Origin of the sequence: Paenibacillus sp. YYML68, from assembly GCF_027923405.1 — a bacterium.
GTDB lineage: Bacteria > Bacillota > Bacilli > Paenibacillales > NBRC-103111 > Paenibacillus_G.
In genome coordinates, this window is record NZ_BQYI01000001.1 from 4239445 (window position 1) to 4265845 (window position 26401).

Consider the following 26401-nt stretch of genomic DNA (forward strand, 5'->3'; position numbering starts at 1 on the left):
TGTAGCTTCCTCAATTCTGTCATATTCAGCACCTTACTCCGCGAACGTCTTCTCGAACGTCTCCAGATCCTCATTCTTCCCGACGATAACGAGCACGTCGTTCTCCTTGATCAGATCCTCTGCGTAAGGCGCAATATTCATCTTATCTCCGGTCTTGATGCCCATCACGTTGCACCCGAATCTCGCGCGGATGTCCAGCTGTCTTAAGCTGCGCCCGACCATCGGCCTCGACGCCCGAATCTCGACGATGCTGTAATCGTCGGACAATTCGATATGGTCAATAATGTTGGACGAGATCAGGTTGTGGGCAACCCGTGTACCCATATCCCGCTCTGGGAAAATCACCTTGTCCGCGCCTACCTTGCGCAGCACCTTGCCGTGCAGCTCATTCTGCGCCTTGACGATCACCTTCGGCACGCCGATCTCCTTCACGATAATCGTCGTCAGAATGCTTGCCTGTATATCTTGCCCAATCGCTACGACGACGACGTCAAAGTTACGCAGTCCGAGCGAGCGCAGCGTCTCCTCATCCGTCGAATCCGCCTGCACGACATGCGTGACAATATACGATACCTCTTGAATGCGATGCTCGTCACTATCAATGGCAAGCACCTCAAAGCCCATATTCGACAGCGTCTTCGCTACACTGGAGCCGAATCGGCCCATACCGATTACCGCGTACTGCTTCTTCATGAATGCTGCGCCTCCCACTCCCTTGGGTGTTATTTCCATTATATAAGGCAGCTCGCCTTGCGTCCAATAGTTCAGCATGAAATCGAGCAGCCATGCACATACTACAACAGGTACGAATGCCGAGAATCGGAGGTAATAATCATGAACTTAAACTTAAGACAAGCTATTGTTCAGCGTATGCATGATAAGAATGACGAAGAATTGTTCGGCGTCATCGCAGACTCGATCGGTGCCGAGGAACGGGTGCTACCTGGCCTTGGCGTCCTGTTCGAAATTATATGGCAGCACAGCGAGGCAGAGCAGCAGTCGCAGATGGTCACAACGTTGAAGGAGCATCTGCACTAGTTCAGCGTTACGGGAACCTACTACTTGCTTTTCACCAGAACGCACTAGATTCGAACCAACCCCAACCGGCAGCTCACTTCCATCTGGAGGCTGGGCTGCCCTTTCCTCACCTAGTAACATCCGTAGCGCTTGACGCCCTGACGACCAGCTTCGTCTGCAGCCTCTCGTCTATATGTCCATCTGACAGGCTGTCATCCTCTTGGCCGATCCGCTCCAGCACGCGCCTTGCCGCTAGTCGCCCCATCTCATAGAACGGTACCATCACACTGCTCAGCGGCGGGTCCGTCACTCGGGCCGCGTCGGAATTGTCATAGCCGATGATCGCATAGTCGTGTCCTGGAAAATATCCCTGCTCCCGCAAGCCTTGGATGAGCCCGATCGCCATACGATCGTTCGAGGCGAACACCGCATCCAGCTCTTGAATATAAGTCGCCATCTGCGTGGCCGCCCGATAGCCGCTCGTTCGACTGTAATTGCCCTCGTAATACAGCCCCTCGGGCATCTGCGTGTAATCCTCGACATGAGCTTCCAGCAGACCCGCTTCCTTCATCGCCCGCACGTAGCCGCGGAACCGGTCTGCGCTGTTCGAATACTCAGCCGAGCCGTTCAAGAAGGCAATGCGCCTAGCGCCTTGCTCTATTAATGCTCGCACCGCGTCATAGCTGCCTGCCTCATGATCGGCTTCAACCACATGGAAGCGCTCCCCGACGAAGCGCTGATTCACCAGACAGTACGGATAACCGCCCTCGTGCAGACTACGAATCGCTGCTCTCTCGGGGGGCGTATCAGTAGCGCCGAGAATGAGACATGCATCCATCTTGTACGAGCGGAAGAAGGCGCTATAGTTGCTCTCCTCACCCGGCGAGCGGAACATGAGCAGCATATCGTAGCCGGATTCCTTCGACTGTTCGCCGATCCCGCTCAGCACCTCGGAGAAATAATAGGTTGAAAAAATGTGCACCTTCGGCACATACGGCAGCACGACGCCAATATTGCCGCTGCGCCGCCTTGCGAAGCTCTGCGCAATGGCGTTCGGATGGTAATGCAGCTCCTCCGCCGCCTTCATGACGCGTTGCTTGGTCGATTCACGCATCGGGCCGACTCCGTTGAACACACGGGATACCGTCGCCTCCGATACTCCGGCCAATGCGGCCACTTCTTTACGAGTTACGATCGCTCGCACCTCACTTTCATTGTTAAGTAGAGCCTGTCCCCTACAGCGGATGGAAAGGACGGCTGCTAGAGCCGTCCATATGCCTTGGCGTACCGGCTGATGCGCCGGAATACGCTCTTATCTTTAATTTTACGGAATATATAAGGATCGGGGCACGTGTTAACCTCCAAAATCCACGGATACAAGCTCTCATCCAGAGCGATGTCGAGCCCGACCTCCTTCACACCCGGGTACCGCATCTGCATACGTTGTCCAACCTCTACCCCGAGCAGCCGAAGTCTGCGCGTAAGCTGGCTGCGCGCCGCACTGCTTGCATAGGTGCCCAGTAGCTCGTGTAGATCCTTCACCGTGCCGCCGTTATGCACATTCGTGACTGCTTTATCGGGTGCCGCGACACGTCCGGCGATGCCAGTCGTCTCCCATTTGTTCGCAGGCGACTTCTGCGCCATCACTCGCAGGTCGAAGCGGCGTCCTTTATATTTTAACAGATGTATCCCCTTCTGAGCTAAATATTTACGCTTTTTGATCAGCTGAAACAACGAATCGCGTAATTCATCGAACGATTTGAACGTTCGTACGGTCGTACCGGCATGATACGAGTATTCGGCGCGATCGAGATGGTGCTCAATGCGAATGACCCCATCACCGAACATGCCCCGATTCGGCTTAATGTAGATCATCTTGTACTGCTTCAGCATGCTCTGCAGCGTGCCCGGCGTTAAGATTCTCGTATCCGGAACATGCCTTGCAATGGAGCTCTTCTTCATCAGTGCTTGCGTCTTTGACCACTTGCTGGACACATATCGGCAACAACGTATTTTTTTATTTGCTGACTTTCGCTTCACTGTTGACCCGAACCACCTTTCGCTTCATGTACACGTTCGTCTGATTAAGCGAGGCCGACGCCTCACTCAACGCTTCGCCCGGCTGCCCCGCTCCCGGTACAGCTCTGCCAGTCGGCTAGCGGTCAGCTCCCAGCTGAAGCGACTCTTCACCGTACGCCGCCCCGCCTTCGCAAGACGTGCGGCGAGCCTAGGCGACCGCTGCAGCTTCCGGATCGCCGAAGCATACGCCTTAGGCGAGCGGTACTTCGTCACGAGCAGCCCGTTCTGACGATGCTGCACGATCTCGCGGATGCCGCCATTCGCAGCGGCAATGACCGGCACGCCCGATGCCATCGCCTCAACGTTCACGAGGCCGAACGCCTCGTGGCCTTGCGACGGACAGACGAGGCAGTCCGCCTCGCGGTAGACGTCCGGCATCCTCTTATGTGGCACCGAGCCGAGGAATTGCACACGTAGCCGAAGACTTGCGGCGAGCCGCTTGAGCCTTGCGGCATATGGACCCGTTACCGGTCCGCCTGCGATTGTCAGCGACAGGCTCCGTCCTACGCTTGCCGCCTCCGCCTGCTTGACGGCCTTCATCAGCACAGGAATGCCCTTCTGCCGCACGAGCCGCCCGGCATACAGGACGCGGAAGGCGGCCGACCGTGCTGCAGAACGACGTTTCGCCTGGCGGAATGCCTCCGTATCGACGCCGAGCCATACCTCGCGAATGCGCCTTGCGACAGACGGGAACCGCGCCGACAGCTTCTCCCGAAGCGATGCGCTGTTCGCGACGATGCCATGGACCGCCGACAGACAGGCGGAGGCGTTCTTGCGTTTGATTTTGCGAGGCGAGACGAAGGTGAGGGAATGAAGGAACAGCCATACGGGCGTGCCGGGCAGCGCTCGCTGTACAGCGGCAGCCAGCTTCGGTCGATTGTCGACCTGCACGGCATCGAAGCGTCCACCACGGTGAGCACGCTGCTGCAGCGACTGCACCGCCTTCAGCACCGCCTTCTGGTACTCCCCCTCTGAGCCCGACGGCACGCGAACAATGGTCAAGCGGCTGGACATCTCGGACCTGTTCGGATATTTCGGGTGTCTGCGGCTGATGACCGTCACCTCGTGCTTCTTCGCTAGTCTGTTTGCGATTGCCCAGATGCATATTTCGACCGACCCTCCGAGAAGCGGAGGCACCGGAATTTGCTCAGGCGCTATAATTAAGATCCTCACGGGAATGCTCCCTGCCCTTCTGAGGCTGACATACGCTCATCATGATATTGCCCTTAGTATCGTATGCCTGCAGTCGTCTTGGCGTCCGTGTCGTGCGTCTAGATGGGCGCACAAAAAGCCTTCACCACCCGCCCTGAAGGGCGAAAGCAGCGAAGGCTGTTGCAATACGTCATCGAATACTCAGGTCACCACAGTACAGTCGACTCGACTTAAGGCGCCGTCTCTAGAAACTTCAGCGTCGGGTTCTTCTCCGTCGACGTGCGCAGCGCATACTCGTTCTCGAACAGCGCCACGTAGTTGTCGTTCTTGTCCTTCACGAGCTGCGAATTGATGCGGAACTTCGAAGGGTCGATGTCGTCGCCGACGAGCCAGCGGGCGAATTGGTACGTCATGCGCGACAGCTGCACATCGACGCCGTATTCCCCCTTCATCCGGTACTCGAACACCTCGAACTGGAGCTGACCGACGACACCGAGAATGAGATCCTCGAAGCCGATCGTCTTGAAGACCTGAATCGTGCCCTCCTCCGTCAGCTGGTCAACACCCTTCTGGAACTGCTTATGCTTCAGCGCGTTCTTGACCGTCACCTTGGAGAACAGCTCTGGCGAGAACGTCGGCAGCTCGTCGAACTCGAGCACGCCCGCTTGGCTGAGCGTATCGCCGATGCGGAAGATGCCCGGATCGAACAGACCGATGATGTCGCCCGGGAACGCCTCGTCCACGATGTCGCGATCCTGCGCGAGAAACTGCTGCGGCTGCGACAGCTTGATGTCCTTGCCCGCACGCACGTGCTTCACGCTCATGCCGCGCTCGAACTTCCCCGAGCAGATGCGCAGGAACGCGAGACGGTCGCGGTGAGCCGGGTTCATGTTCGCCTGAATCTTGAACACGTAGCCCGTGAACTTCTCATTGAGCGGCTCGATGATGCTACCGTCGCTGGTCTTGCGTGATGTCGGCGCAGGCGCGAGCTGCAGGAAGTTCTCGAGGAACGTCTGCACGCCGAAGTTGTTGATCGCACTGCCGAAGAACACTGGCGTCAGCTCTCCGGTACGCACCTTCTCATAATCGAACTCGTCACCCGCCACGTCGAGCAGCTCCAGATCCTGCACGAGCTGATCGTAGAAGAACTCGCCTGCAATCTCCTTCACGATCGGGTCCTCATAGCCGCTGACCTTCTTCACCTTAATCTCGCGGTGGTCGTCGCCCTGGAACAGCTCCACCTGCGTCAGCTTGCGGTCGTACACGCCGCAGAACTGCTTGCCCATGCCGATCGGCCAGTTCATCGGGTACGAGCGGATGCCGAGCAAGTTCTCCAGCTCCTCCAGCAGCTCGAACGGATTACGTCCCTCACGGTCCAGCTTGTTAATGAAGGTGAAGATCGGAATGCCGCGCATCCGGCACACCTGGAACAGCTTCTTCGTCTGTGCCTCGACACCCTTCGCCGAGTCGATCAGCATGACCGCGCTATCCGCCGCTGTCAGCGTCCGGTACGTGTCCTCACTGAAGTCCTGATGACCCGGTGTATCGAGAATGTTCACCCGATGTCCGTTGTAATCGAACTGCATCACGCTGGACGTAACCGAGATTCCGCGCTGCTTCTCGATCTCCATCCAGTCGCTCGTCGCGTGACGGCTCGCCTTGCGTCCCTTCACCGTACCCGCCAGACGAATCGCGCCTCCGAACAGCAGCAGCTTCTCGGTGAGTGTCGTTTTTCCCGCATCCGGGTGAGAAATAATGGCGAACGTTCTGCGCTTCTGAACCTCTTCAGACAGCTTCTTGCTTATATCTGTACTCATAGTCGGTCTAGTTCCTTCCTTGGCCTTAAGTTTATTTATGAATCAACGAGTGTTAGGCGAACGGGACTGTCCAGTCCGCTTCCTTCACCCACTTACGCGAAGCGAATTCCCGGCCTCTCAGCCTGACCCGATCCGCGAACACCTCGACGTACATCCCTTGCGCCTTCTCCTTCGCCACATGCTCATACTTCTCATTCAGCACGCGGCCAACCGACGAGTTGTGGAAGTAATGGAACCCTTCCTTCACATAATGCTCGCCCTTCCCTGCAAAATCCTGATGCCGATGTCCGCAGAACACGAACACGTTCTTGTACGGCTTCAAAATCGCGCGCAGCCGCTGCGCCGGGATCAGCTGGTGACTCTTGCCGTCCTGACCAGCAGGCGGCAGCGGCTGGTGCGTCAGAATGAACACCGGACTACCGTCCTTGTGCGGAGCGAGCTGCTGCTCCAGCCAGCGAAGCTGCTCCTCGGAGTACCAGGCGCCCTCGCCCACCTCCGGCCGCTCCTGCACGTACGTCTCTTGCGACAGCGCGATCAGATGATGTCCATTCACCCATGCGTCATGATAAGGCTTCTTCAGGCCAAAAAACTGCTGGAACCGCTCCCGAGACTGCCAATCCGTCTTGCCATGCGGCATCGTCTTCGGATTGAACTGCCCGCTCCGGTCCAGCCAGACGTGGTAATAGTCGTGGTTACCCATATTGGCGTACACTGGCGGCAGCTTGTAGGCCGCTAGCAGCTTGCGCAGCTCCCCGTACTCCTCATCCGTACCGTATTCGGTCAAGTCACCCGTAAGCGCAATCGCACCTACTCTCGTATCCATCTGCTCGATGTCGGTCAGTGCCTGCTTCAGATGCCGGATCGTGCCGGGGTCGTGCTTCGATATATGAAGATCGCTGAGTACCATGAAGGCGAATAACGGCACCGCCTCGGCCTCTTGCCGCGGCTCGCGCTGTTCTGCGCGAGCTCCGTCCGCCGCCTGCGATCGTGCGCCTCCATCCAGCAGTCGGCTCGACCGGCCCATACGCTCCATCAGCTCCAAGAAGCCGACGACCAGCGCCGCCCCCCATGCCAGAAGGCCAAGCAGCCAGACGACGAATGCTCGCCTCGTCATATGTGCTCCCTCCCTGCTCGCTGAGGCTTACACTCCATCATACCATATTTGTGAGAATGAAAAAAAGAGACTGTCCAGCAGCAGCCAACAGCCGCCCCCGAACAATCTCTCTATGCTACTCAAACCTAAGAGCCAAGCAGGAACGCTCTCGCCGGAGCCGCCTCAATGCCCTCCAGCTTCAGCGGAGCGAGCACGAAGAAGTACGTGCCAGCCGGCACGTCCGCGAGCCGCAGCCCCTCGAGAATGAGCACGTTATTACGCATCAGCGTACGGTGTGTGCCGTACTCCGGCTGCGAGCGCTCGATGCCGAGCGCATCCGTGCCAACGCCCTTAATCCCGAGCTCGGCCAAATATTGCGCCCCGTCCTCCTTCAGGAAGATGAAGTCCAGCTCGAACTTATCGGTGAACGAATTGCTTGTCTTGAATAGAATCCATTCGCCCTTCTGAATCGCCAATGGCTCCAGGTCCGCCTTCGTCACGCCGTCCACGACATGCGTCAGGTCGAGCACACGCGCCGTTCCGATCAAGTCCTGCAGCGGGATCGTCTCAATCGTCGCCCCGTCCTTGAGCATGTGCAGCGGCGCATCCAGATGCGTGCCCGTATGCGCGTCAAGACTGATGCGCGTCTCGTACGTTTGGCCCGTCTCGTGATTGCCTGTATTCTCGAAGCTAGGGCGCTTCGCATCCCTATCCTTCCACACCATCATGTCACGATGAATTGTCATCGAGATATCGTACAGCTTGAACATCGTCCGCACCCTCCTTATTGAACCGCTAGTCTTCGCTTAGCGCTGCATAGACTCCTACGTCGTCAGTTCTTACATGAAGCTTAGCGCTGCGTGAACTCCCACGCCACCTCGTTCTCGTCCTGCCCGTTCACCGGCCACCACTTGAAGCCGTCCTGCGTCACGAGCTTCTGCCCGCGCTCCGGTCCCCATGTGCCTGCTGCGTACGTCTGGAGATCGTCTGCGCCTTCCTTCCACGCCGACTCGATCTGGTCGACATACTTCCACGCCAGTGCAACCTCGTCCCATCGGGTGAAATACGTCGAGTCGCCGCGCGCCGCATCGTAGAGCAGCCGCTCGTACGCCTCAGGCGTGTTCAGTCCGACCTGGCAGCTCTGGCAGAAGTCCATCGCCACCGGCACGATCACACCCTCAGAGCCCGGCTGCTTCGCATTCATCTTGAAGTAGATGCCCTCCATCGGGTTGACGCGGAAGACGAGCAGGTTCGGCTCGAGCTTATGCTTCGTCGACAAGTACACGTTGTTCGGCACGTTCTTGAACTCCACCACGACCTCGGTCGTCTTCACCGGCAGCCGCTTGCCTGTCCGAATGTAGAACGGTACGCCAGCCCAGCGGAAGTTATCCACGAATACCCGCGCGGCAAAATACGTCTCCGTCGCCGACTCCGGATTCACCTTGTCCTCCTGACGATACCCCGGCACCTGCTGCCCCTTCATCGTGCCTTGCGAATATTGACCGCGAACGGTGTTCGCCCGCACATCCGCAGCGCTCTCGAAGCCGCGCAGACTGCGCAGCACCTTCACCTTCTCATCGCGGATATCCTCCGGATGCATCCGGCTTGGCGGCTCCATCGCCATAATTGCGAGCATCTGCAGCATATGGTTCTGACCCATATCGCGCAGCGCGCCCGAGCGGTCGTAGTAGCCGCCGCGCTCCTCGACGCCGACCGTTTCACTCAGCGTAATCTGAATGTTGCTAATATATTTGTTGTTCCACAGCGGCTCGAAGAACGCATTCGCGAAGCGTACAACGTTGATGTTCTGCACCATTTCTTTGCCGAGATAATGGTCAATGCGGTATATATCCTGCTCCTCGAACACTTGGCGAATCTCCGCATTCAGCTTCTCAGCCGACTTCAGATCATAGCCGAATGGCTTCTCAATAACGACGCGGTGCCAGCCCTCCGTCTCGAGCAGCCCGCCTGCCTTCAGGTTGTGCGACACAGGACCGAACAGCTCTGGCGCGAGCGCGAGGTAGGACAGCTTGTTGCCGCCCGCATCGAACTTCTCGTCGAGCCGATCCGTCAGCGCCTTCAGCTCACGGAAGCTGTTCACATCGTTAATATCTAATGACATGTATTCAAAATGGTCAGCGAACGACTCCCACCGCTCGTCCTTGGTGACGTTGTAACGCGCGAACTCTTTAATAGACTCCAGCACGTCCTCGCGGAACTCCTCATTCGTGCGCGAACGACGGGCAAGGCCGACGACGGCGAACTTCTCTCCGAGCTTACGTTCGCGGTACAAGCTGTAGAACGCCGGGAACAGCTTGCGGCGTGCCAGATCCCCTGTAGCTCCGAATATTAGAAACACAGCATTGGTCATAATTTCCCTCATTCTCTCTCATCATTTTCCTTAAGCATAACGAAAATGAGACACAGTTTCAATACTCCGTTGTAATAAGCGGTGCTCCGATCGTCAGCCTGCTCTTGCCTGTCCGCGAATCGCGATGCTGCGCCGTCTGGAAGCTCAGCTTATTCGCCCCGCTGCTCGCGTAGCCCCGCAGCTCCTGCGACCCGTAGGAGACGCTGACCGTTCCGACGTCCTCATAGCGCTCAAGCTCGCTACCGCCAAGCTTGGCGGCAACCGCGCCTAAGATCGCCTCAGCCTCGTGCTCTTGCTTGTGCTCCTGCCCATGCTCTGGCTCCTGTCCACGCTCCAGCTCGCGGCCATCCAGCTCTCCCTGGATCATCACGTTCCAGCTCGCCTGCCAGCCAAGTCCGGCCATCGCCTCATCCACCCGCGCTTGTAGTGCCACGACCGCGTCCGACCGCTCCAGCGGGAACGACTCGCACTCCAGCTTCACGATGCCGTACAGCTCACCTGGCTGCAGCTCGGTCAGCAGCAGCGTCTGCATGCAGCCGCGCAGCTCCTCTGTCAGCGCACCGCTCTGGCGGTATACCGGATGTCCGGACTGCTCACCCCCTTCGCCAGCTGCTGTTAGGCCGAGCTGCTCCCCCCATTTCTCACCTAATAACAGCAGTCCTCCCACATGCTCCATATCGTTCACCTGAATGGGACCGGTCTTCTTCAGCGTCAGCCTGACAGCGGCGTCTTGACCGAATGCCTCTCTCGCAGCCGCCAGCAGCTTCTTCGTATCCTCATGTGCTCCCTCTGCACGAGCCGAGGCTTGTACCTGTACCGCCGCCCACACACTAATTACGAGCACCATAGCCAGCACAGCCGCCATCATCGAACGCTTCGTCATCACCAGATCCCATCCTCTCAAGCCGAATCTATCACTCTAGCAATCAGCTTGCCCGGATTCGTATCGAGTTATACGGTGCGTTACAGCTTACTCCACATTTAGGCGCATTCACCTGGGCATTCGTCCATAACACAAGGGCGGATGCCGCATAGTCTGAAGTGTAGGCTATTACTCAATCGAACTTACGACGGAGGTGATTTCGATCATGAAACGCATTTACCCGATCTGCGAGGCAGAATGCGCGCCTCATTACGGCAAGCCGGTATGTGTCATTCTTCGTGACGGAACCGAAGTGATGGGCGTCATGTCCTGCATCGAGAACGGCAAGCTGATCCTCGGTACAGACAACACGGCTGAGGCTGAAGTCGAGGCGCTAACGAATGCTGCACTGCCAGCAGCGAAGCGCTCCAAGCGTTCCTCTAAGCTCAGAACGTCCTCTTCCAAGCTGAAGCGCGCAGCTTCGAGCAAGGCACGCAAGCAGCAGGTTACGACATCTGCATACCCTTACGGTCCATACCCCTATCCGTATCCAGGCTTCCGCGCAGGACGCATCGCTCTCGACCTTGCGCTCATCACCCTGCTACTCATTCTGATCTAGAAGAATTACCAAAAAACCAAGTCCCTTGCGGCGCTATTTGTCGCCCGAGGTACTTGGTTTTTTTTCATCCACATAGCCATCTATTCAAGTATACCGCTCTGCAAGCTCTTCACCATCAGCATACATCTCAAGTTACGGTCGTAGTAAGCCGGACGATAGCCAAGACGCTCATAGAACATTCTCGCCTTCCCGTTCGCCTCATCGACCCACAGCGCCGCTTCCTTCAGCCCCTTCACCTGCGCCTTCCGCTCGGCCAGCTGCATCATCCGCTTGCCGATGCCCTTCCCTTGGTATCTCGGATGCACCGCCAGCAGATCGACCGTTACCCGCTCCCGGTCCAGTTTCAGCGTAATGAACCCTGCCGCCTGCCGCCCTGCCGTCACCTCGACATACGTCTCGGCTCTTCTTAGCCGCTTGCGCAGCTCCGGACGTGTCAGCTTCAAGCCCGGCTTCGTTAGTCTCGCATAGGGAAGCAGCTCCTCCTCCACTAGCTGAAAAATGACGCTGTCATCCTTCGATGGTACTCGTTTGCGCAGCATTGCAGCCGACCGCCTTTCACCCGCTTCGTAAGCTTTTCCTATAGCTTATGAGCGACAAGGGCGAAATGGCAGGGTAACCGCCTTATTTTTTATATTTTTTCGCGACAAATTGCATGAAGGCTACACAGATCACCAACACACCGGAAATGACGATGATTTGAACCCAGTTCATCAGAGGTAAGCTCCTTTACGTTCAATGGTCGATAGAACATCATACCGAATTGTTGCGATGAGTGTCAAGTGCCAACTATTTACGAACGGCTGTCGCTCGCGTATAATGTTGGTAAGGGAAGAAGCTACAGCCAATTCGCAATTGAAGGAGGGGGAACACATGTTCATTACACCGATCAGTAACGCATTCCGTTCGTATGAGGTGCACACGCAATGGGTAGCCCTCGACCAGGCGAAGCAGGCTCGGGCCGTCGGACCTGTACGCTCGAAGCAGCCCGGACTGCCGATCATGCCAGAGCTGACCTACAAGCACGATCACTTCGCCAAGCAGACCGCTCAAGAGCTGTCCGGCGTTATAGATAAAGGCGAGCAGCTGAAGCAAGCCGCTCAAGCTGCAGCCAAGCGCACACCAACGGACGACGCCCAGCTAGCCGAGACTGCCGAGCAGGTCGTTCAGAGCTACAACAAGCTCGCTTCCGCTCTATCGGAAGCCGGTCCGCTCCTGCGCCCAGCGGCGAAGAAGCTAGGTGCTAAGCTATCTGACGAGACGCTGCGCGATATCGGCATTGAGCGGCAGCAGGACGGCACGCTTCAAGTCGATCAACAGCGGCTGCGGGAGGCGGTAAGCGACTCGCCCGAGCAAGCCAAGGAGCTGCTTCAAGGACCGAACGGACTGCTTGCGCAGCTGGTCGATGCCGCTGAGTCGTTCAGCTCGTCATCCGCAGCTTCTCTGATCGACACGAGTCACGCTGCCTACCGTTCGCACACCAACTACACCGCAAGCGCCGTGTACGGCCTCCAGACGTATTTGGCCTCACCGATGCGCGGCACACTGCTGGATGTGCTCATGTAGCGTATGTCTGCTGGATATTGGCAGACGTTCATATGGATGATAAAAGCGGCCGAGCTCGGCCGCTTTTATGTTTCTGTCCGAGTAGGACGTAGCGCTCTGATCTGCCTTCTCATCAACAGGTACACATAGTATGAGCAACTCCTCGCAGCCGTCCTGTTTTCTCGTCATCTGGCTGCGAGCAGCTCCTCTCACTGGCTCTGCCACTACGTCAGCAGGCTGCGACGAACGAGCAGCGACTGCCTCATCGCCTCGCGCTTCACCTGGGCAGTCTGTGGATCAGTCTCCAGCTGAAACCAGCTGTCTGATCGATACAACTCCAGCAGCGTTCGTTCGGCTGCCAGCCGAGCTGCACCTTCATTTTGCAGCAAGTAGAAAGCGATCTGGTAGCTGTAGGTCTCATACCGCCTCAAGCAGTCTGTCTTATCGCTGAAGCTCAGCCTCGATCTCGTCCTCGGCTCCCTCTTTTCTCGCCGCAACAAGCCTAACATTTCCATATTCCCCCTCACGTCCCAATACGTGCTTGCTCTTATACACCATTAGACGACGTAAGCAGGTGAAACCACTCGGTGCTTTATAAAATTTCACAAATAACCAATGGTTGATAAACGAAGGCTGGCTGTGGTCTACTTACCTATTACAGAGTAAGCTTGATCGTCCGAATGACCTCGCCAGACTTATCGAGAAAATGAACATAAGACGGCTGCTTCAACGCTTCTTCCTGAATCTGCACTTTGACTATGAAATATTCGCTCTCAGGGAATTCCAGCTCGGGATGATCGTCGTTCACCGAAGCTACCGCTTGGTGTATTCCCAACGTATTGCGCCCTGACAGAAACAGATAACTCACATTGTTCGTATCTACCTTGCGAATGTCGATCCAGCTCGTTCCGGTGCTGGCAGAGTGTAGCTTGTAGCGACCATTCCATCCCTCCTCGAACTCAGCCAGTCCCACGTAATTCCACGCCCGATACAGCACGTGGAGCTTATGACCCGTCTGTTCGACCAGCTTCAGGTCGATCTCTGCATGCTCTGCGTGCAGTCGAGTGGCAATGGCAGCTCGAAGCTCGGAGTGATGGTCGCGCGTTGGGTAATGCTTTAGACCCATCAAGTAAGTTACAGCCATCCCCGCTACAATCAACATAGACATCACGAGCATTGTGCTATAGCGCTTCATAACGTATTCTCCAGACACTCATTTTGTTTGCCTCCCCCACTACATTACCATTCACACTTCACCCCTGTAAATGATTACCTCCCGCTTCAATACATTCTCCTTCTATGCCTAATTCCTCGGATTATAGTACAATAGATTCCAACAATCGAACTTATCCGAAGGAGTCCTTCCGGTGCAAGACCAAATCCAAGCTCTCATTCAGCGCTTCATGCACTATCACGGCTACACCCCTGACCTCGTGACGCCTCGCACGTTCAGCGAGAAGCTGCAGTGGATCAAGCTGCACGGCCAGCTCGAGCGGTTCGCACCCTATGCAGACAAATACGAGGTGCGCGAATATGTAGCGCGGACGATTGGCGAGCCCCATCTCATCCCGCTCATAGGCGTGTACGAGCGCACACAGGACGTCGACCTCGACAGCCTGCCCAGCGCCTTCATCATGAAGGCAACGCACGGCTCCGGCTGGAACCGGATCGTCCACGATAAGCAGACCGTCGATTGGGCAGACACATGTGCCCAGCTGGATCAATGGCTCGCGACGAGCTTCGGCGAGCAATCAGGGGAAGCGTGCTACACGCCAATACGCGGTCGAGTCGTCATCGAGGAGCTCATCACCGATCCGCTTGGTGATCTCAAGGATTACAAGCTCTTCTGCTTCCACGGCAAGGTGAGAATGATTCAGGTCGATGCGGAGCGGTACGGCGATCATAAGCGTAACTTATATGACGCGGAGTGGACCCAGCTTCCGGCTCGGCTGCGCTTCGATAACATCACCGAGCCTGTCGAGAAGCCTGCGCAGCTCGATGAGTTGATCGCCATCGCCGAGAGGCTGGCGGAGCCGTTCCCATTCGTTCGCGTTGACCTGTATTATACGAGCGGCCGCATCTACTTCGGAGAGCTGACGTTCGCACCTGGAAATGGCTTCCTTAAGTTCGAGCCGTTCGCTTACGACCAGCTGCTCGGAGAGTGGCTGGATTTGAGTAAGTGTCAAATTCATCACACCTAGGACGTGTCTGAAAACTATCGAATAAAGTGGTTAGAAATAAACGATGAACAGTGGGAACAAATTAAAGACATGTTCCCGCCCTATCGAACAGGACCAAATTAAGTGATCGAACTATGTTTAAGGCCATTCTTTGGATCAAGTCATTGCTGGCGTTTGTTTATGATGCGTCCATCTTCAGGTTTAACTCAATAATGAGTTTTCAGACATCGCCTATATAGATGCATCTTGCTGCAGAGCTTGTAGCACGGTTATTTATTTCACTAACCTTCATACCACATGTCCTCAATATTCTATTCGTATTCGCTATCAAAATTTAAATATTGATAATCATTAATTTCATCTAATTCATTTAATAACTTTCTATATTTCAACTGGACGGACTTTTCTGGTCTCGCCTCTAACTTAGTTTCTATGAAATTTCTTACATATTCACTCGCTTGCGTATTAATTATTGAATGAATAAATCTCCATATTTCTTCTTCATAACAATATGATATTTTTTCGAAAGCTAAATCGAACATTTTCTCGAAAGTTAATGTGTCTGCTACGGGTCTCTCTTTTATTAACTCGTATAATTTTGATATATTTTTATCTGTGATAGCTTTATCATATTCCAACAATATATACTCATCAAATTTTTGGTTATTATAGGAGTTAATCATCTTAATAAACTTCGAAGTGTTTTTATTTTCAACTTCATTACCCATAAAATCATAGTCATGCTGTCGTCGCTCACTTCCAATGTCGGAAGATGGGCGGCTATTTCTCATATACGCTGACGGTACAGCAAGGATATAATTGGCGGAGGGGCAGCCTGAATGTGCCGACAATCATAAGGAGTTAAGGCGATTGACAAAAAAACAGGGAGACGTCAAGGTTTGGCGGCCTCGTCTCCCTGTTCACCACAGCTTTCGCCTCTATTATCGTAGTGGATTGGGACATCGATGTAAAGAGCTATTTATTACGATGCGAGGACGGCTTGCCGGAAGCCGACCGGCCTGTCGGATGCAAGCACTGTCACTCCGAGCGCAAGCCGCATCGGCACGGGAAGTTTACGCGTATGCTGTACACGCTGGAGGAGGCGCTCTCCATCCCTATATTCCGTTTTCGATGTCCAGACTGCGAGCGTGCGATTAGCATCGTGCCTTCTTTCGTGGAGCGGCATCATCAGGCAGCGGTCGATGTCAAGGAGACCGTCGTCCTCGCGGGAGAGGATGGCTTGAGCTTGTCTGAGATCGCAGCAGAAAGCCAGGCGTATGCGGGCGGACCCTACGCCGAGAAGACGCTATGGCGATGGCGTCGATGCTGGGAGCAGCGTCGAATTGCGCAAGAAGCTCGGGTGTGGGCAACGCTTTTTCATGAAGGCATGGATGCGGCCTTACCTCGCGAACGCCGCTCTGCCTGGAAGGCGCTGTGGGCCGCTTGGCGTCAGCTTGAACGCCCGGGCAGGCTCCTTTCTGTCTTCTTGCGAATGGAGCGCTCATTTCAGGTGACGGTAGGCCCACTTCATCCCACAAAAGCTGGGTATGGCTGAGGGTGCCTCTTTCCCCTCACAATGGACGGAGGATACCCTGTACCCATGAACATGCTGAAGGAGGATGAACCATGTCTCATCAGATTACAAAGGAACAGATTGCCCTAGCGCGGTATGCGCTTATTGCCCCCATCGTCAGCCGTCAAACCCCGCTTGCGCCGGGGGAGCTGGGAGCGTGGCTTCGCGAAACCGCAAGCCGCATGTACGAGCTTCCCGGAAGTCGTCGTCAGCAGGTCAGCGTTCGGACGCTGGAACGGTACCTAGAAGCGTACCGCAAGGGGGGATGGGAGGCGCTGATGCCGCGCGAGCGAGCAACAGACGGACGTACCCGGCTGGCTCCAAGCTTACTGCAGCAAGCCATTGAGCTGCGACGGCAACGGCCAGCTCGCAGCGTGGAGCAGCTGATCTTCCTGCTCGAAGAGAGCGGAGCAGCCGCCCCGGGCCAAATCGCCGTTAGCACATTAGCCAGGCACCTCAGACGAGCTGGCGTCAGCCGCGGACAAGTCATAGAAGCGAGTTCGGCTCAGACGTTTCGCCGCTTTGAGGCGGAAGATATATTAGAGCTGCTGCAGGCAGACTTCAAGCACTTCGTCTACTTGCCTGATCCGAAGGAGCCGAAGAAGAAGCGAAAGACCATTCTGCTGGCCATCCTCGATGACTACAGCCGATACGTGGTGCAGGCTCAAATCTATTGGGACGAGCAACTGCCTCGGCTAGAGGACAGCTTGAAAAAAGCAATCCTCCGTCACGGCATTCCGGAGATGTTCTATTGTGACAACGGCTCCGCTTTCTCGGCTCACCATTTAGCCCGTATTTGCGGGCGGCTCGGCATTGAGCTTCGGCATAGTAGACCTTACCGGCCTCAAGGTCGTGGGAAGGTAGAGCGTCTGTTCCAGTTTGTCGATAGCAGCTTCCGCCCCGAGGTGCAGGCGCTCATCGACCGGGGAGAAGTGACGACGCTGGAGGACGTAAACCAAGCGCTTCGCAGCTGGCTGGATGGTTACTACCATCTCCGCGTGCACAGCAGCACGAAACAGACGCCGCATGAACGCTTCGAGGCAAGCACGAAGGCGCGCAAGCGCAGGCCGCTTACCGAGTTGAATGAGATGTTCCTATGGGAAGAGGAGCGCACCGTAGACAAAACCGGCTGTATCCAGCTGTCCGGTAACACCTATGAGGTCGACAGCGAGCTTGCCCGTAAGCGAATCGCGCTTCGATACGATCCGTACGACTTGACAGAGCTGCAGGTCTGGTTCGAGGGCAAGCGATACGCCGATGCGGTGCCGATCGATCTGAAAAAGCGTCGCAAGCGCAAGCCGGATGAAGTGAAGCCTGTAGAGGTCGAGACGTCGGCGGAGACATTGTCGTTCGTTGAGCTTGCCGAGAAGAAGCGTCAGGCGCAGTGGGAGCAAGATGAAGTGAGCTATGCACAGCGTCAAGGTGGTGAGGTGCGATGACACGACGTCCCTTTACGCGCGAGGTGGAGCCGTGCTACGAGTTTCAAGGACACCGGGAAGCGTACGCCCGACTAAGCATGGCGGTCGAGAACCGGCTGCTCGGTGTCTTGACCGGTGAAGTGGGCAGCGGAAAATCCGCTCTATTGCGGCGTTTATTCCGATCGCTGGACACGATGCGCACACATCCGATCTACATCAGCATGGCGGACCTGAAGCCAAGAGACTTTTACGGACAGCTTCTGGCGCACGTCGATGAAGAGGCCCCTTACTCCGTCGCGAAGGCGCGTCGGTTGTGGGGCGAGGTGATGTCTCGGCGGGAGGCGCAGGGAGAGCGCAACATTCTCGTCGTCATCGACGAAGCTCACGAAATGAACGAAGCGATGCTGCTGGAGCTGCGCTTTGTGATGAGTCACCAGATGGATGCGAGGTCGCTATTCCCTGTACTGCTTGCGGGTCAGCCGGAGCTACGGAAGAAGCTACGCTTGAAGAAGTATGAGTCGATTAGCCAGCGCATCGGCATCCAGTACCATCTAAGCGGGATGAGCCGTGAGGAGACGGCGGGCTACGTCCGTCATCATATGGGAGCGGCTGAGCTGCAGCGGCCTGTGTTTTCCGACAGTGCGATCCAGATGCTGCACGCAGCAAGCCAGGGCATCCCACGAGTGGTGAACCAAATTTGCAGCCAAGCGCTCTATGACGTCGAGCGTTCGGACGCCGAAGTAGTCGAGGATGGGCACATTGGGCGTGTGCTGTCTGATATGGACCGACAGCGAGGGACGGCGGGATAACCGCCGTTTTTCCGCTACTGCGATGATTGGCGTTAGCATTCTCAATGGAGTGACGTGGCTGACGCACAAACGCTCACGTCATTGGCGGTGATGATTGCACCGACAAATTACGTGAGCGTTGACAGTCATGCCAATCTTCACTATTCAAGATATTATCTCTATTATCCACATTAGGTGTATAGAGTGAAATTGAGAGTTTCAGAAGCTTGTCTCCCATATCTGATAGCTCACCGATTTTGTCCAAAGCATCGAATAAAGAGACAACTAAGTTTTGTTCCTTAAAGTAAGATCTGTTTTCTGTATCAATGTTTTGTGATATTTTTTTTAATAGTTCACTTAGTTCTGCCTCATTTAATCTATAACCTGAATCAGTAGCGTTGCATAAAAACTAACACGCGAACAGATTGGACAAATTGTGCTATTATTGTAATAAATAGGTCGTACTCTGTAACAAAAAACTCCTAAAATTAGGGTAACAGGTAGCCCTGTCCAAATCCCTAACTTAGGAGATACGCATGGACAAGGATACACTATTTTCTGCATTTGGTAAATGGGTTGCACCAATAAATCCAAACATCATCCCGAATTGGCAAAGCACGACTACGCTCGACCGTTATGTGAAAAAGCTCGACACCTTAGTCTTTCTGTACATCTTCATCGAAGCACAGTTAGAGAAGCGAAAGGGTCTTCGTTCCATCATGCGAAAGCTGGAGCACGACGAGGAATTTCAAAAGCAACTCGGCATTGCTTCGATCAGTGCATCCCAGTTGTCCCGTAAAAATAATCAACTGGACCCAGAAGTACTTCAAGCCATCCTTTGTAATCTCATTACACAGTTGCATCGAGATGCTAGGCCGATATCAGGGCGCATCGGAACGGTCAAGATTATAGACTCTTCTACGATCAGCGTTTGCCTACAGCGGTATAAATGGGCGACTTTCCGAAAAACGAAAGCAGGCGTGAAACTGCACCTGCGAGTGGCATTTGCTGACCCCGACCATGTTTATCCGGATAAGGCAGTGGTTACGCCTGCAAGGCCCGCAGACCGCAGCCAAATGGACGTCCTGATCGATGAGTCGGACGTCACGTATCTGATGGACCGCGGGTATCTGGACTACGGCAAATACGACAGTTACTGCGAGCGTGGCATTCGATTCGTATCACGATTAAAGGACAATGCTGTTGTCGAAGAAGTGGAAGAACTTTCGGTGAACACAGATTCAGACATCATCCGCGATGTCAAAGTCGTGCTAGGCAAAGCTCACAAGCGCATGCAGCACCCCCTTCGTATGATCGTCACCACAGACGGTCGCGGTAATGAGGTCCGTATCATTACGAATCGGTTCGACCTGACGGCAGAAGAGCTTGGTGACCTGTATCGTAGCCGCTGGCAGATCGAGATGTTCTTCCGGTGGGTCAAGCAGAACCTGAAGCTAACCTGTTTTTACGGTGACAGCGAGAACGCAGTGATGAATCAGATTTGGATCTGTTTAATTGCATACTGCTTGCTGCTGCTTATGAAGCTAGAACTGGGAACGAGTCGAACGTTAACGGAACTCATTGAGGCTTTGAAAGAACTCATGTGGCAACCGTGGCTGAGGATGGTCGCAGCAGTAGAGCGAAAACCAAGTCGAACTTCGAGAGGGCGACAGAAGAAACAGAAAGACCAGTAAGTCGCCTAAGTCGAAAAAAAACCAATCATCAACTTGAAAAGGATGAATATTACAAATGGACAGCAACTGCCTGTTTCAGGGGTACCCCGTAAGTTTTTGGCCCTTGGAATTTGAAAACTAATTTCTGAATATTCCACCATTTTAGATGTCATGATTTATGCAACGCTACTGAACCTGAATATAGTTTCCTAACGTCTTTGCTAATTTCACTATTTTGAATAAGGTAATCCTGTAATACTGTATCATCGTATGGTTCAAACAAGAAAATTGAGCGAAATGCATCATACATAGCTTTCTTATAATTTGTAGTCAGCCAGTTCTTCTTTGTATCTTCTGGACTTGAATGGAAATATTCATCAATAACTTTCATACAAAGTATCACTATATCTTCGTCTATAACAAAACTATCATTTGGATGTTTCATTTCTACAACAACATCACTGATTCGTTGTATTAATTCTATACATTTTCTAAACTGTCTGATGTTGTTCAACCGTTTTCCTTGATTAAGCTCGTCATTCAAATTATTTAAATATATTCGGGATATTGATTTTTGAATTTCGATGCTCAAGCCGTTACTGCCTAAATGTGCAACTTTTTCGAGTGTTTCTAAATCGATTTGATTTATCGTAAATTGAAAATCTATCAGTTTTTCTTTATATTCATTTAATGTTTCTCTATCATCATGGTCAAATTTAGCTGAATTAGCAATAAAAATAACACTGTAATTTGTAGATGCCCTTTCAATTAACCCTAGTAAATCCTTAATCTCAACATTAGGGGACTTTCTTTCTAAATCATCAATGCATAATACTACTCTTTCACCAAATTTTGGGCCGATATTCTCAATTCTCAAGTTGTTTAGTAAGTCGCTAAAGTTTACATCTATACCACCTATTTTTAGAGCCTCAGTAACAATGTTCCCAAATAGTTTAATTGTATTGTTATCTTTAATCTTATTCATTTTGTTGGTTATAGTCAGTAACTGCATAATTAAGTCTTTTTCAATTTGTTCGAGTTCATTCTTACCAAAAACTGAAACATATTTAAATTTGATTTCTTCATTTTCTTCTTCTTTTAAGCTATTAATACTATATGTTTTACCAACACCCCAATCCCCATCAATAAATATACAAGGATTATTATCAGCATTCTCTTCATAGATTAGTTTTAAAATATTTACAACTTCTTTTTGGTTCATTGCTACCTCCACACTAAACATATTAAAGAAAAAAGAGTCGCAGAGATGCTTACTCATACGACTCAAATATTTTATATTATTTATCAAAATTTGTAAACGGGAGGGAGTTTCAATAAACTACGCTCATATCATGAACTAGGTTTATAGAGGCAAGTATCCTTTACCTTCTTATTATCATATATGGGTTATGGACCTTTTAGTTCCTATGTGGGCGTCGAATTCTCCACACCTGCTACGGTAAGTCTTTTATGAGAAGTTGCAACCATTCGAATCAAATCCTCATGACAAGAAACCCCCGTCTTATTGAAGGGAGTGGATGCTCGCCATCATTTTGAGAACTGGCGGCAAATATGAAGAAATAATCGCGTTTGTTCTAGCCCCTTTTTCGAGCGCTATTCTTTCGAAATGTACTGGATATATTCGTGCCACCGCCACAACACAACAAGGACGATACCGCACAAGCCGAAGCTTTCTGCGTATCGTCCTTCCTTTTTCACCAACAACGACCGAGCCTTACAGCTGCCTACTCCACCAAGCCCTGCTTGAACGCGTAGATCGCAGCCTGTGTCCGATCCTCCACGCCCAGCTTCGCGAGAATGTTCGTGACGTGGAACTTCACCGTCTTGACGCCGATGAACAGCTCGTCCGCCACGTCCTGATTGGACTTGCCGGAGGCAATGAGCCGCAGCACCTCCATCTCGCGGTCGGTGAGCTCCTCGTGCGGCATCGCCTCCTGCTTCGGCTGGCGGAACCGATTCATTAGCTTCGAGGCGACCTGCGGCTCGAGCACGGATTGTCCGCGCACGGCAGAGCGTATCGCTTGCGCGATCTCGGCAGCGCGGGACGTCTTCAGCAAATAGCTGAACGCTCCCGCTTCGATGACAGGGTAAATCTTCGCATCGTCTATGAAGCTCGTCAGCACGATCACCTTGCAGTCAGGATGCTGCTCGAGCAATCGGCGCGTCGTCTCGATCCCGTCCATCCCTTCCATGACGAGATCCATCAGCACGACGTCAGGACGGTACTCCAGCGCGAGCCGAATGCCCTCCTGACCGCCGCTCGCCTCGCCCACCACCTCAATATCGTCCTCGGTACCGAGTACGGCAGCAAGGCCAATACGCACCATCTCGTGGTCGTCCACGAGCAGCACCTTAATCTTCATCTCTTCCATGCTCGGACTCTCCTTCCTCCAGAATCGGGACACGAATGTCGATCCGCGTTCCTTTGCCTGGAGCTGTAATCAGGTTCATCGACCCACCGATCTCGTTCACCCGCTCCCGCATCGTCACGATGCCGTATGACGCCTGCTTCTTCGTATCGAGATCGAAGCCGATCCCGTCGTCACGGATGAGCAGCCTGACCATATCCGATGACGAATTCGATAGCCGCAGCTCCAGCCTCGACGCCTTCGAATGGCGCAGCGCATTCGACATCGCCTCTTGGGCGATCCGGAACAGATGATCCTCGATCCCCTTCGGCAGCCGTATATCATCAGCCATCTCCCAGTCGATCTGCATCGGCACCTTGGCGGCCAGCTCCTGCATCAGCTCGACGAGCCCCTGCGACAATCGCTTGCCCTCCAGATGAACCGGACGCAGATGCAGCAGCAGCGCGCGCATCTCGGACTGCGCCACCGACGCCATCTCCTCGATCAGATGAATTTGACGCTGCGCCTTATCAAAGTCCTTGTCCAGCGTCCGCCCGACCGCCGTCGCCGTCATCGAGATCGCGAACAGCTGCTGGCTCACCGCATCGTGCAGCTCCCGCGCGAGCCGCTGCCGCTCCTCGACGATCGCCGAATATTTCGCCTTCTGCGCCAGCTGCGCGTTGCTGCTGGACAGACGCTGCAGCGACGACACCTGCTCCTCCCACTTCTTCGTAATCCGGTTCAGCTGCTCACCTAGCCGCCCGACTTCATCCTCGCCAAGCGGCGGTACGGTGCGGCTCAGGTTGCCCTTCTCCAGCAGCAGCATCGCCTCGCGAAGCTGCTCAAGACGCCGCTTGATACGTCCAGCCGACCATAGCCCGTACACCGCTCCGATCAGCACCGTAATCATAATGAGGGTCAAGCTCAGCATAACCCCCTCCAGCCACGACTGGAACGGGCGCAAGTACCCCTTCGCCTGGAGGAAGTAGACGATGACCGCAAACAAAATAAGGCTGAGCCCCATCGACTCCGCCATACTTCGCCATATCATGTTGGTCAACCGCTTCTCATGGCCGTCCATTGTAGACTCCTCCAGCTCGCTCTATATTTACACAATCTTAATATCTACATCTGCAACGACGTAGGACAGCTCCAGCTTCACCTGCCGGTCCGCGGTCCAATAGTTGGGCGACTGCCAGACGAGGCGATTCATGACGCCCGCCTCTTTATCATAGCCTATGCTCGTTTGTCCGATAAAGACCGATGCCGTGACCGACAAGCCGACATCCTCCGGCACGATCACATCGAGATCGCCCACGATGCCCTGCAGCACGATCGTCGTCTCCTTCTGCTCCGGTATCGCATAGGTCAAGTCCATCTGTATCTCAGCCAGCACGTTCCAGACTGACATATTGCGCAATATCCACGGCTCCCGGCCCCAGCGGATGCTGTCGATCAGACTTTGCTTGCGATAATGATTGTCATCCTGATGCAGCTTGCGCGTCTTATTGTAGAACAGACCTAATGAGATCAAGACGATAGAGATCATGAGCGGCACGTTCCCACCGACTAGCAGCAGCAGACCGATTAGCATGAACACATATCCTTTGCGTCCAGTACCAGCTCTAATTTGATACACACCATATATAAGTAGAGAGAGGGCGACGATTGTCAGGAAGCTGAGATGATCGTTCGCCAGCAAAAAAATGCCGACACCAATAAGCACCAGCCCCATATTCCGGTTCCGTTTACGTTCCATGCTGCCGCCCCCCTTCAACCCCATCCTCGTATGGCAACAAAAGCCATAGCGGCTGTTTGTACAGACCGTATGGCTTTTTGCCCATTTTTGCCTTACTTAGCATAACATATCCGCGTGATGGCCTCCAGCTGCTTTTTGCACGATCACACAGGCCTGCGTCCGCTGTTAAGCTTCCTTCTGCTCCGTCGACGCAAGCTTCTCCTTGAGCAGATTGAGCTGCTCGTCGAGCTTCTGCTGCTTCGCCGGGTCCTGCACAGCGCCGTAGCCATATACAGTACCCGCATAGCCAGGGCTGACGTACGACTTGCGTGCGACCTCCGCCTCCGCCTCAAGCGTCATGATCTTCTCCTCCATACGGCGGAAGCCCTTCACCGCATGACCGCCCTCGATCACGTTGCTCGTTGTCACCTCAGCCATCTGCTTCTTCGCCTTCGCCAGCTGAGCACGGTTGATCAGCTCGCTGCGCTTGTTGCGCATCTGATAGAACGAATCCTTCATCTCATGCAGCTGAGCGACGAGCTCGGCCGCCTGCGCCTTCGCCTGCTCATGCATTTCGCTGTACTCCGTAATCTTCGCTTCATAATGAAGCTTCTGCTCCAGCGCCTGGCGCGCCGCCAGCTCCTGACCGCTCTTGAGCGCCTCTGCCGCCTGCGCCTCGTACTGTGCTGTCAAGCGGATTGCTTCCTCAAGACGCTCCTTCAGCTTGCGCTCGCTCGCCATCTGACGGGCAACCGTTACCTCGGCCTTTGCAATCTCTTCCTCCATATCACGAATGTACTGGTTGAGCATGATGATCGGGTCCTCTACCTTATCCAGCAGCTCGTGCATCGACGCCTTCGTCATATCCTTCAATCTCGAAAAAACTCCCATGATTAGATCGCTCCCTTATTATTGTTATTGTTCTGATCCAGCTCTTGCTCATACCGCTTCACCTTGGCGCGCAGCTCCTCGATCTCCTTCTGCATCGCCTTCTTCTCGATATCCTTCATCATGTCGTCCAGCTCGCTCGTCGGCTCACCAGCCGCACCTGCAGACGGTCCTGCCTGCGAAAATCCCGAAGGTCCGGCTCCCCAGCCGTACTTCTGCGCCTTGCGGTAATGCTTCTCTGCACGCTTGTAATCTTTCCAGCTGTCATATTGCTGGTCCCATCGGACGCCGTTAGGCCCTTGTGCACCTGCGCCTTGGCCTCCGGCGTAAGCGCCGCCGTCCGTCCAAGGCTCGCTCGGAATGACGAGCGCGGCCAATACGTAGATGAAGATCACAATGCCGCTGGTGAACACTGCAGTAATAGCGACTATGAGTCGGAGCAGCGTCGCGTCGAAGCCCAACATATCGGCCAAGCCGCCGCATAGTCCGGTAATTTTACGATCCGTACGAGAACGATACAGTTTAGTCATCAGCGATTCCAGCCCTCCTGCTTTAATTTATGTCGCAGCTTCTCCAGCTCTTGCTCGAGCGCATCCGCCGCTGCGTTGCCGGCATGGCTCCATGCATCCCGCAGCTGACCGCGAACCTCGCGAAGCGTGCGAGCGTTCAGCTCCATATCCGACACCCGCTCCTCCAGACGATCGAACATTCGCGGCGTTGGACCTGCGCCCATCGAGCGCATTCGCTCGTTCATCCGCTGCTGCAGACGAACCGATTCGAGCCTTGCCACATAGTAGCTGCGCTTCGAGGCGATCTCGTCGAAGTCGGCCTTCAGCTGCTGAATCTGCTCCTCCAGCTCGACGATGCCGAGCTTGCTCTGCTCATACAGCTCCTTGTACTGCGCCGCCTTCTCCTCCTGCTGCAGCTTCTCCTGCAGCGCCATCCGGGCGATGTGCTCCTCGCCCGCTCTCATCGCCAGCACCGCTTGCTGGTCGCGCCGCTCTCGCAGCTGCTCAGCCGACGTATACTGCTGGCGAAGCGATGCCGCATGCGTCAAGCATTGCTGCAGCAGCCGCTCCGACTCGCGAATGTGCTCCGACTGGGAGCCTAAGTATTTATCGATGAGACGTACCGGGTCTTCTGAATGCTCGAGCATTTCGTTGAAATGGGCGACGGTGATGTCGCGGAATCGTTTCCCTAAGCTCATGCCTGCTCTACCACC

General features: G+C 54.3%; 28 protein-coding genes. 8 read left to right on the forward strand and 20 right to left on the reverse strand.

What is annotated here, in order from left to right; genetic code table 11:
• Window positions 1-33 precede the first annotated feature (33 nt).
• Window positions 34-693 carry a potassium channel family protein gene (locus PAE68_RS18885; RefSeq protein ID WP_397379078.1) on the reverse strand — a complete coding sequence of 220 codons (660 nt, stop codon included), beginning with the start codon at window positions 691-693 and terminating at the stop codon, window positions 34-36.
• Window positions 694-834: 141 nt separating this feature from the next.
• Here PAE68_RS18885 and sspI point away from each other — a divergent pair, with 141 nt between their 5' ends.
• Window positions 835-1038 (forward strand): small acid-soluble spore protein SspI, encoded by a 204-nt coding sequence (gene sspI, locus PAE68_RS18890; protein ID WP_281889566.1) that lies wholly within the window; start codon window positions 835-837, stop codon window positions 1036-1038.
• 106 nt (window positions 1039-1144) lie between these two features.
• Here sspI and PAE68_RS18895 read toward each other — a convergent pair whose 3' ends face one another.
• The 8 genes from PAE68_RS18895 to PAE68_RS18930 all read right to left on the reverse strand — a co-directional run bounded on the left by PAE68_RS18895 (window position 1145) and on the right by PAE68_RS18930 (window position 10412).
• Entirely contained in the window at window positions 1145-2221 is a 1077-nt protein-coding gene (locus PAE68_RS18895; RefSeq protein WP_281889569.1) for a LacI family DNA-binding transcriptional regulator, read from the reverse strand.
• Window positions 2222-2277: 56 nt separating this feature from the next.
• Window positions 2278-3057, reverse strand: coding sequence for a YheC/YheD family protein (locus PAE68_RS18900; protein WP_281889571.1), 780 nt, complete (start codon window positions 3055-3057; stop codon window positions 2278-2280).
• A 66-nt stretch (window positions 3058-3123) separates the two neighbouring features.
• Window positions 3124-4269 carry a glycosyltransferase family 4 protein gene (locus PAE68_RS18905; protein ID WP_281889573.1) on the reverse strand — a complete coding sequence of 382 codons (1146 nt, stop codon included), beginning with the start codon at window positions 4267-4269 and terminating at the stop codon, window positions 3124-3126.
• A 209-nt stretch (window positions 4270-4478) separates the two neighbouring features.
• Window positions 4479-6065, reverse strand: coding sequence for a peptide chain release factor 3 (locus PAE68_RS18910; RefSeq protein ID WP_281889575.1), 1587 nt, complete (start codon window positions 6063-6065; stop codon window positions 4479-4481).
• A 52-nt stretch (window positions 6066-6117) separates the two neighbouring features.
• Window positions 6118-7179 (reverse strand): metallophosphoesterase family protein, encoded by a 1062-nt coding sequence (locus PAE68_RS18915; RefSeq protein ID WP_281889577.1) that lies wholly within the window; start codon window positions 7177-7179, stop codon window positions 6118-6120.
• Window positions 7180-7304: 125 nt separating this feature from the next.
• Window positions 7305-7928, reverse strand: coding sequence for a cyclase family protein (locus PAE68_RS18920; RefSeq protein WP_281889578.1), 624 nt, complete (start codon window positions 7926-7928; stop codon window positions 7305-7307).
• An 80-nt stretch (window positions 7929-8008) separates the two neighbouring features.
• Window positions 8009-9529 (reverse strand): glucose-6-phosphate dehydrogenase, encoded by a 1521-nt coding sequence (gene zwf, locus PAE68_RS18925; RefSeq protein WP_281889580.1) that lies wholly within the window; start codon window positions 9527-9529, stop codon window positions 8009-8011.
• A 58-nt stretch (window positions 9530-9587) separates the two neighbouring features.
• Window positions 9588-10412 carry a YwmB family TATA-box binding protein gene (locus tag PAE68_RS18930; protein WP_281889581.1) on the reverse strand — a complete coding sequence of 275 codons (825 nt, stop codon included), beginning with the start codon at window positions 10410-10412 and terminating at the stop codon, window positions 9588-9590.
• Between the two features lie 205 nt (window positions 10413-10617).
• Between PAE68_RS18930 and PAE68_RS18935 the strand changes: the two genes are divergently transcribed.
• Entirely contained in the window at window positions 10618-11010 is a 393-nt protein-coding gene (locus PAE68_RS18935; protein ID WP_281889583.1) for a hypothetical protein, read from the forward strand.
• A gap of 80 nt (window positions 11011-11090) precedes the next feature.
• Here PAE68_RS18935 and PAE68_RS18940 read toward each other — a convergent pair whose 3' ends face one another.
• Complete coding sequence (locus PAE68_RS18940; RefSeq protein ID WP_281889585.1) at window positions 11091-11549, reverse strand: GNAT family N-acetyltransferase; 459 nt, start codon at window positions 11547-11549, stop codon at window positions 11091-11093.
• A gap of 331 nt (window positions 11550-11880) precedes the next feature.
• Here PAE68_RS18940 and fliD point away from each other — a divergent pair, with 331 nt between their 5' ends.
• Entirely contained in the window at window positions 11881-12573 is a 693-nt protein-coding gene (fliD, locus tag PAE68_RS18945) for a flagellar filament capping protein FliD (protein ID WP_281889587.1), read from the forward strand.
• A gap of 203 nt (window positions 12574-12776) precedes the next feature.
• Here the strand turns inward: fliD and PAE68_RS18950 are convergent, their stop codons facing one another.
• Complete coding sequence (locus tag PAE68_RS18950; protein WP_281889589.1) at window positions 12777-13061, reverse strand: hypothetical protein; 285 nt, start codon at window positions 13059-13061, stop codon at window positions 12777-12779.
• 146 nt (window positions 13062-13207) lie between these two features.
• The gene (locus tag PAE68_RS18955) at window positions 13208-13747 is read right to left on the reverse strand and encodes a hypothetical protein (protein WP_281889591.1); all 540 of its coding nucleotides are present in this window, start codon (window positions 13745-13747) and stop codon (window positions 13208-13210) included.
• Window positions 13748-13919: 172 nt separating this feature from the next.
• On the opposite strand from PAE68_RS18955, the gene PAE68_RS18960 reads away from it, so the two are divergent.
• The gene (locus PAE68_RS18960) at window positions 13920-14753 is read left to right on the forward strand and encodes an ATP-grasp fold amidoligase family protein (RefSeq protein ID WP_281889592.1); all 834 of its coding nucleotides are present in this window, start codon (window positions 13920-13922) and stop codon (window positions 14751-14753) included.
• 290 nt (window positions 14754-15043) lie between these two features.
• Here the strand turns inward: PAE68_RS18960 and PAE68_RS18965 are convergent, their stop codons facing one another.
• Window positions 15044-15460 (reverse strand): hypothetical protein, encoded by a 417-nt coding sequence (locus PAE68_RS18965; RefSeq protein ID WP_281889593.1) that lies wholly within the window; start codon window positions 15458-15460, stop codon window positions 15044-15046.
• A gap of 272 nt (window positions 15461-15732) precedes the next feature.
• Between PAE68_RS18965 and PAE68_RS18970 the strand changes: the two genes are divergently transcribed.
• The 4 genes from PAE68_RS18970 (at window position 15733) to PAE68_RS18985 (ending at window position 20205) form a co-directional block, all read left to right on the forward strand.
• Window positions 15733-16287, forward strand: a complete 555-nt coding sequence (locus PAE68_RS18970; RefSeq protein ID WP_281886586.1) for a hypothetical protein — start codon at window positions 15733-15735, stop codon at window positions 16285-16287.
• A 71-nt stretch (window positions 16288-16358) separates the two neighbouring features.
• Window positions 16359-17744 (forward strand): DDE-type integrase/transposase/recombinase, encoded by a 1386-nt coding sequence (locus tag PAE68_RS18975; RefSeq protein WP_281889594.1) that lies wholly within the window; start codon window positions 16359-16361, stop codon window positions 17742-17744.
• A complete protein-coding gene (locus PAE68_RS18980; RefSeq protein WP_281886590.1) occupies window positions 17741-18532 on the forward strand; it encodes an ExeA family protein in 792 nt (263 codons plus the stop codon). The genes PAE68_RS18975 and PAE68_RS18980 overlap by 4 nt, the downstream gene beginning before the upstream one ends.
• A 515-nt stretch (window positions 18533-19047) precedes the next feature.
• Entirely contained in the window at window positions 19048-20205 is a 1158-nt protein-coding gene (locus PAE68_RS18985) for an IS4 family transposase (protein WP_281882888.1), read from the forward strand.
• A gap of 148 nt (window positions 20206-20353) precedes the next feature.
• Here PAE68_RS18985 and PAE68_RS18990 read toward each other — a convergent pair whose 3' ends face one another.
• From PAE68_RS18990 to PAE68_RS19020, 7 genes are all read right to left on the reverse strand, one after another.
• Entirely contained in the window at window positions 20354-21406 is a 1053-nt protein-coding gene (locus PAE68_RS18990) for a P-loop NTPase fold protein (protein WP_281889595.1), read from the reverse strand.
• Between the two features lie 523 nt (window positions 21407-21929).
• Window positions 21930-22577 carry a response regulator gene (locus tag PAE68_RS18995; RefSeq protein WP_281889596.1) on the reverse strand — a complete coding sequence of 216 codons (648 nt, stop codon included), beginning with the start codon at window positions 22575-22577 and terminating at the stop codon, window positions 21930-21932.
• Window positions 22558-23634, reverse strand: coding sequence for a HAMP domain-containing sensor histidine kinase (locus PAE68_RS19000; RefSeq protein ID WP_281889598.1), 1077 nt, complete (start codon window positions 23632-23634; stop codon window positions 22558-22560). The genes PAE68_RS18995 and PAE68_RS19000 overlap by 20 nt, the downstream gene beginning before the upstream one ends.
• A 27-nt stretch (window positions 23635-23661) precedes the next feature.
• Window positions 23662-24312, reverse strand: coding sequence for a cell wall-active antibiotics response protein LiaF (gene liaF, locus PAE68_RS19005; protein ID WP_281889600.1), 651 nt, complete (start codon window positions 24310-24312; stop codon window positions 23662-23664).
• A gap of 165 nt (window positions 24313-24477) precedes the next feature.
• Window positions 24478-25182 (reverse strand): PspA/IM30 family protein, encoded by a 705-nt coding sequence (locus PAE68_RS19010; protein ID WP_281889601.1) that lies wholly within the window; start codon window positions 25180-25182, stop codon window positions 24478-24480.
• Between the two features lie 2 nt (window positions 25183-25184).
• Window positions 25185-25709: a PspC domain-containing protein gene (locus PAE68_RS19015; RefSeq protein ID WP_281889602.1), complete on the reverse strand. Its 525-nt coding sequence runs from the start codon at window positions 25707-25709 to the stop codon at window positions 25185-25187.
• Window positions 25709-26386 carry a PspA/IM30 family protein gene (locus PAE68_RS19020; protein ID WP_281889603.1) on the reverse strand — a complete coding sequence of 226 codons (678 nt, stop codon included), beginning with the start codon at window positions 26384-26386 and terminating at the stop codon, window positions 25709-25711. Before PAE68_RS19020 ends, PAE68_RS19015 begins: the two co-directional genes overlap by 1 nt.
• Between the last annotated feature and the right edge of the window lie 15 nt (window positions 26387-26401).

Excerpts from the sequence above, each read along its gene's own strand:
- PAE68_RS18985 (WP_281882888.1), top strand. The coding sequence starts at position 19,048 with ATGGACAAGGATACACTATTTTCTGCATTTGGTAAATGGGTTGCACCA.
- PAE68_RS18920 (WP_281889578.1), bottom strand. The coding sequence starts at position 7,928 with ATGTTCAAGCTGTACGATATCTCGATGACAATTCATCGTGACATGATG.
- PAE68_RS18930 (WP_281889581.1), bottom strand. The coding sequence starts at position 10,412 with ATGACGAAGCGTTCGATGATGGCGGCTGTGCTGGCTATGGTGCTCGTA.
- PAE68_RS18910 (WP_281889575.1), bottom strand. The coding sequence starts at position 6,065 with ATGAGTACAGATATAAGCAAGAAGCTGTCTGAAGAGGTTCAGAAGCGC.
- PAE68_RS18935 (WP_281889583.1), top strand. The coding sequence starts at position 10,618 with ATGAAACGCATTTACCCGATCTGCGAGGCAGAATGCGCGCCTCATTAC.
- PAE68_RS18995 (WP_281889596.1), bottom strand. The coding sequence starts at position 22,577 with ATGGAAGAGATGAAGATTAAGGTGCTGCTCGTGGACGACCACGAGATG.
- liaF (WP_281889600.1), bottom strand. The coding sequence starts at position 24,312 with ATGGAACGTAAACGGAACCGGAATATGGGGCTGGTGCTTATTGGTGTC.
- sspI (WP_281889566.1), top strand. The coding sequence starts at position 835 with ATGAACTTAAACTTAAGACAAGCTATTGTTCAGCGTATGCATGATAAG.
- PAE68_RS18915 (WP_281889577.1), bottom strand. The coding sequence starts at position 7,179 with ATGACGAGGCGAGCATTCGTCGTCTGGCTGCTTGGCCTTCTGGCATGG.
- PAE68_RS19000 (WP_281889598.1), bottom strand. The coding sequence starts at position 23,634 with ATGGACGGCCATGAGAAGCGGTTGACCAACATGATATGGCGAAGTATG.
- PAE68_RS18990 (WP_281889595.1), bottom strand. The coding sequence starts at position 21,406 with ATGAACCAAAAAGAAGTTGTAAATATTTTAAAACTAATCTATGAAGAG.
- zwf (WP_281889580.1), bottom strand. The coding sequence starts at position 9,529 with ATGACCAATGCTGTGTTTCTAATATTCGGAGCTACAGGGGATCTGGCA.
- PAE68_RS19020 (WP_281889603.1), bottom strand. The coding sequence starts at position 26,386 with ATGAGCTTAGGGAAACGATTCCGCGACATCACCGTCGCCCATTTCAAC.
- PAE68_RS18965 (WP_281889593.1), bottom strand. The coding sequence starts at position 15,460 with ATGGGTAATGAAGTTGAAAATAAAAACACTTCGAAGTTTATTAAGATG.
- PAE68_RS19015 (WP_281889602.1), bottom strand. The coding sequence starts at position 25,709 with ATGACTAAACTGTATCGTTCTCGTACGGATCGTAAAATTACCGGACTA.
- PAE68_RS19010 (WP_281889601.1), bottom strand. The coding sequence starts at position 25,182 with ATGGGAGTTTTTTCGAGATTGAAGGATATGACGAAGGCGTCGATGCAC.
- PAE68_RS18975 (WP_281889594.1), top strand. The coding sequence starts at position 16,359 with ATGTCTCATCAGATTACAAAGGAACAGATTGCCCTAGCGCGGTATGCG.
- PAE68_RS18885 (WP_397379078.1), bottom strand. The coding sequence starts at position 693 with ATGAAGAAGCAGTACGCGGTAATCGGTATGGGCCGATTCGGCTCCAGT.
- PAE68_RS18950 (WP_281889589.1), bottom strand. The coding sequence starts at position 13,061 with ATGTTAGGCTTGTTGCGGCGAGAAAAGAGGGAGCCGAGGACGAGATCG.
- PAE68_RS18980 (WP_281886590.1), top strand. The coding sequence starts at position 17,741 with ATGACACGACGTCCCTTTACGCGCGAGGTGGAGCCGTGCTACGAGTTT.
- PAE68_RS18940 (WP_281889585.1), bottom strand. The coding sequence starts at position 11,549 with ATGCTGCGCAAACGAGTACCATCGAAGGATGACAGCGTCATTTTTCAG.
- PAE68_RS18955 (WP_281889591.1), bottom strand. The coding sequence starts at position 13,747 with ATGAAGCGCTATAGCACAATGCTCGTGATGTCTATGTTGATTGTAGCG.
- fliD (WP_281889587.1), top strand. The coding sequence starts at position 11,881 with ATGTTCATTACACCGATCAGTAACGCATTCCGTTCGTATGAGGTGCAC.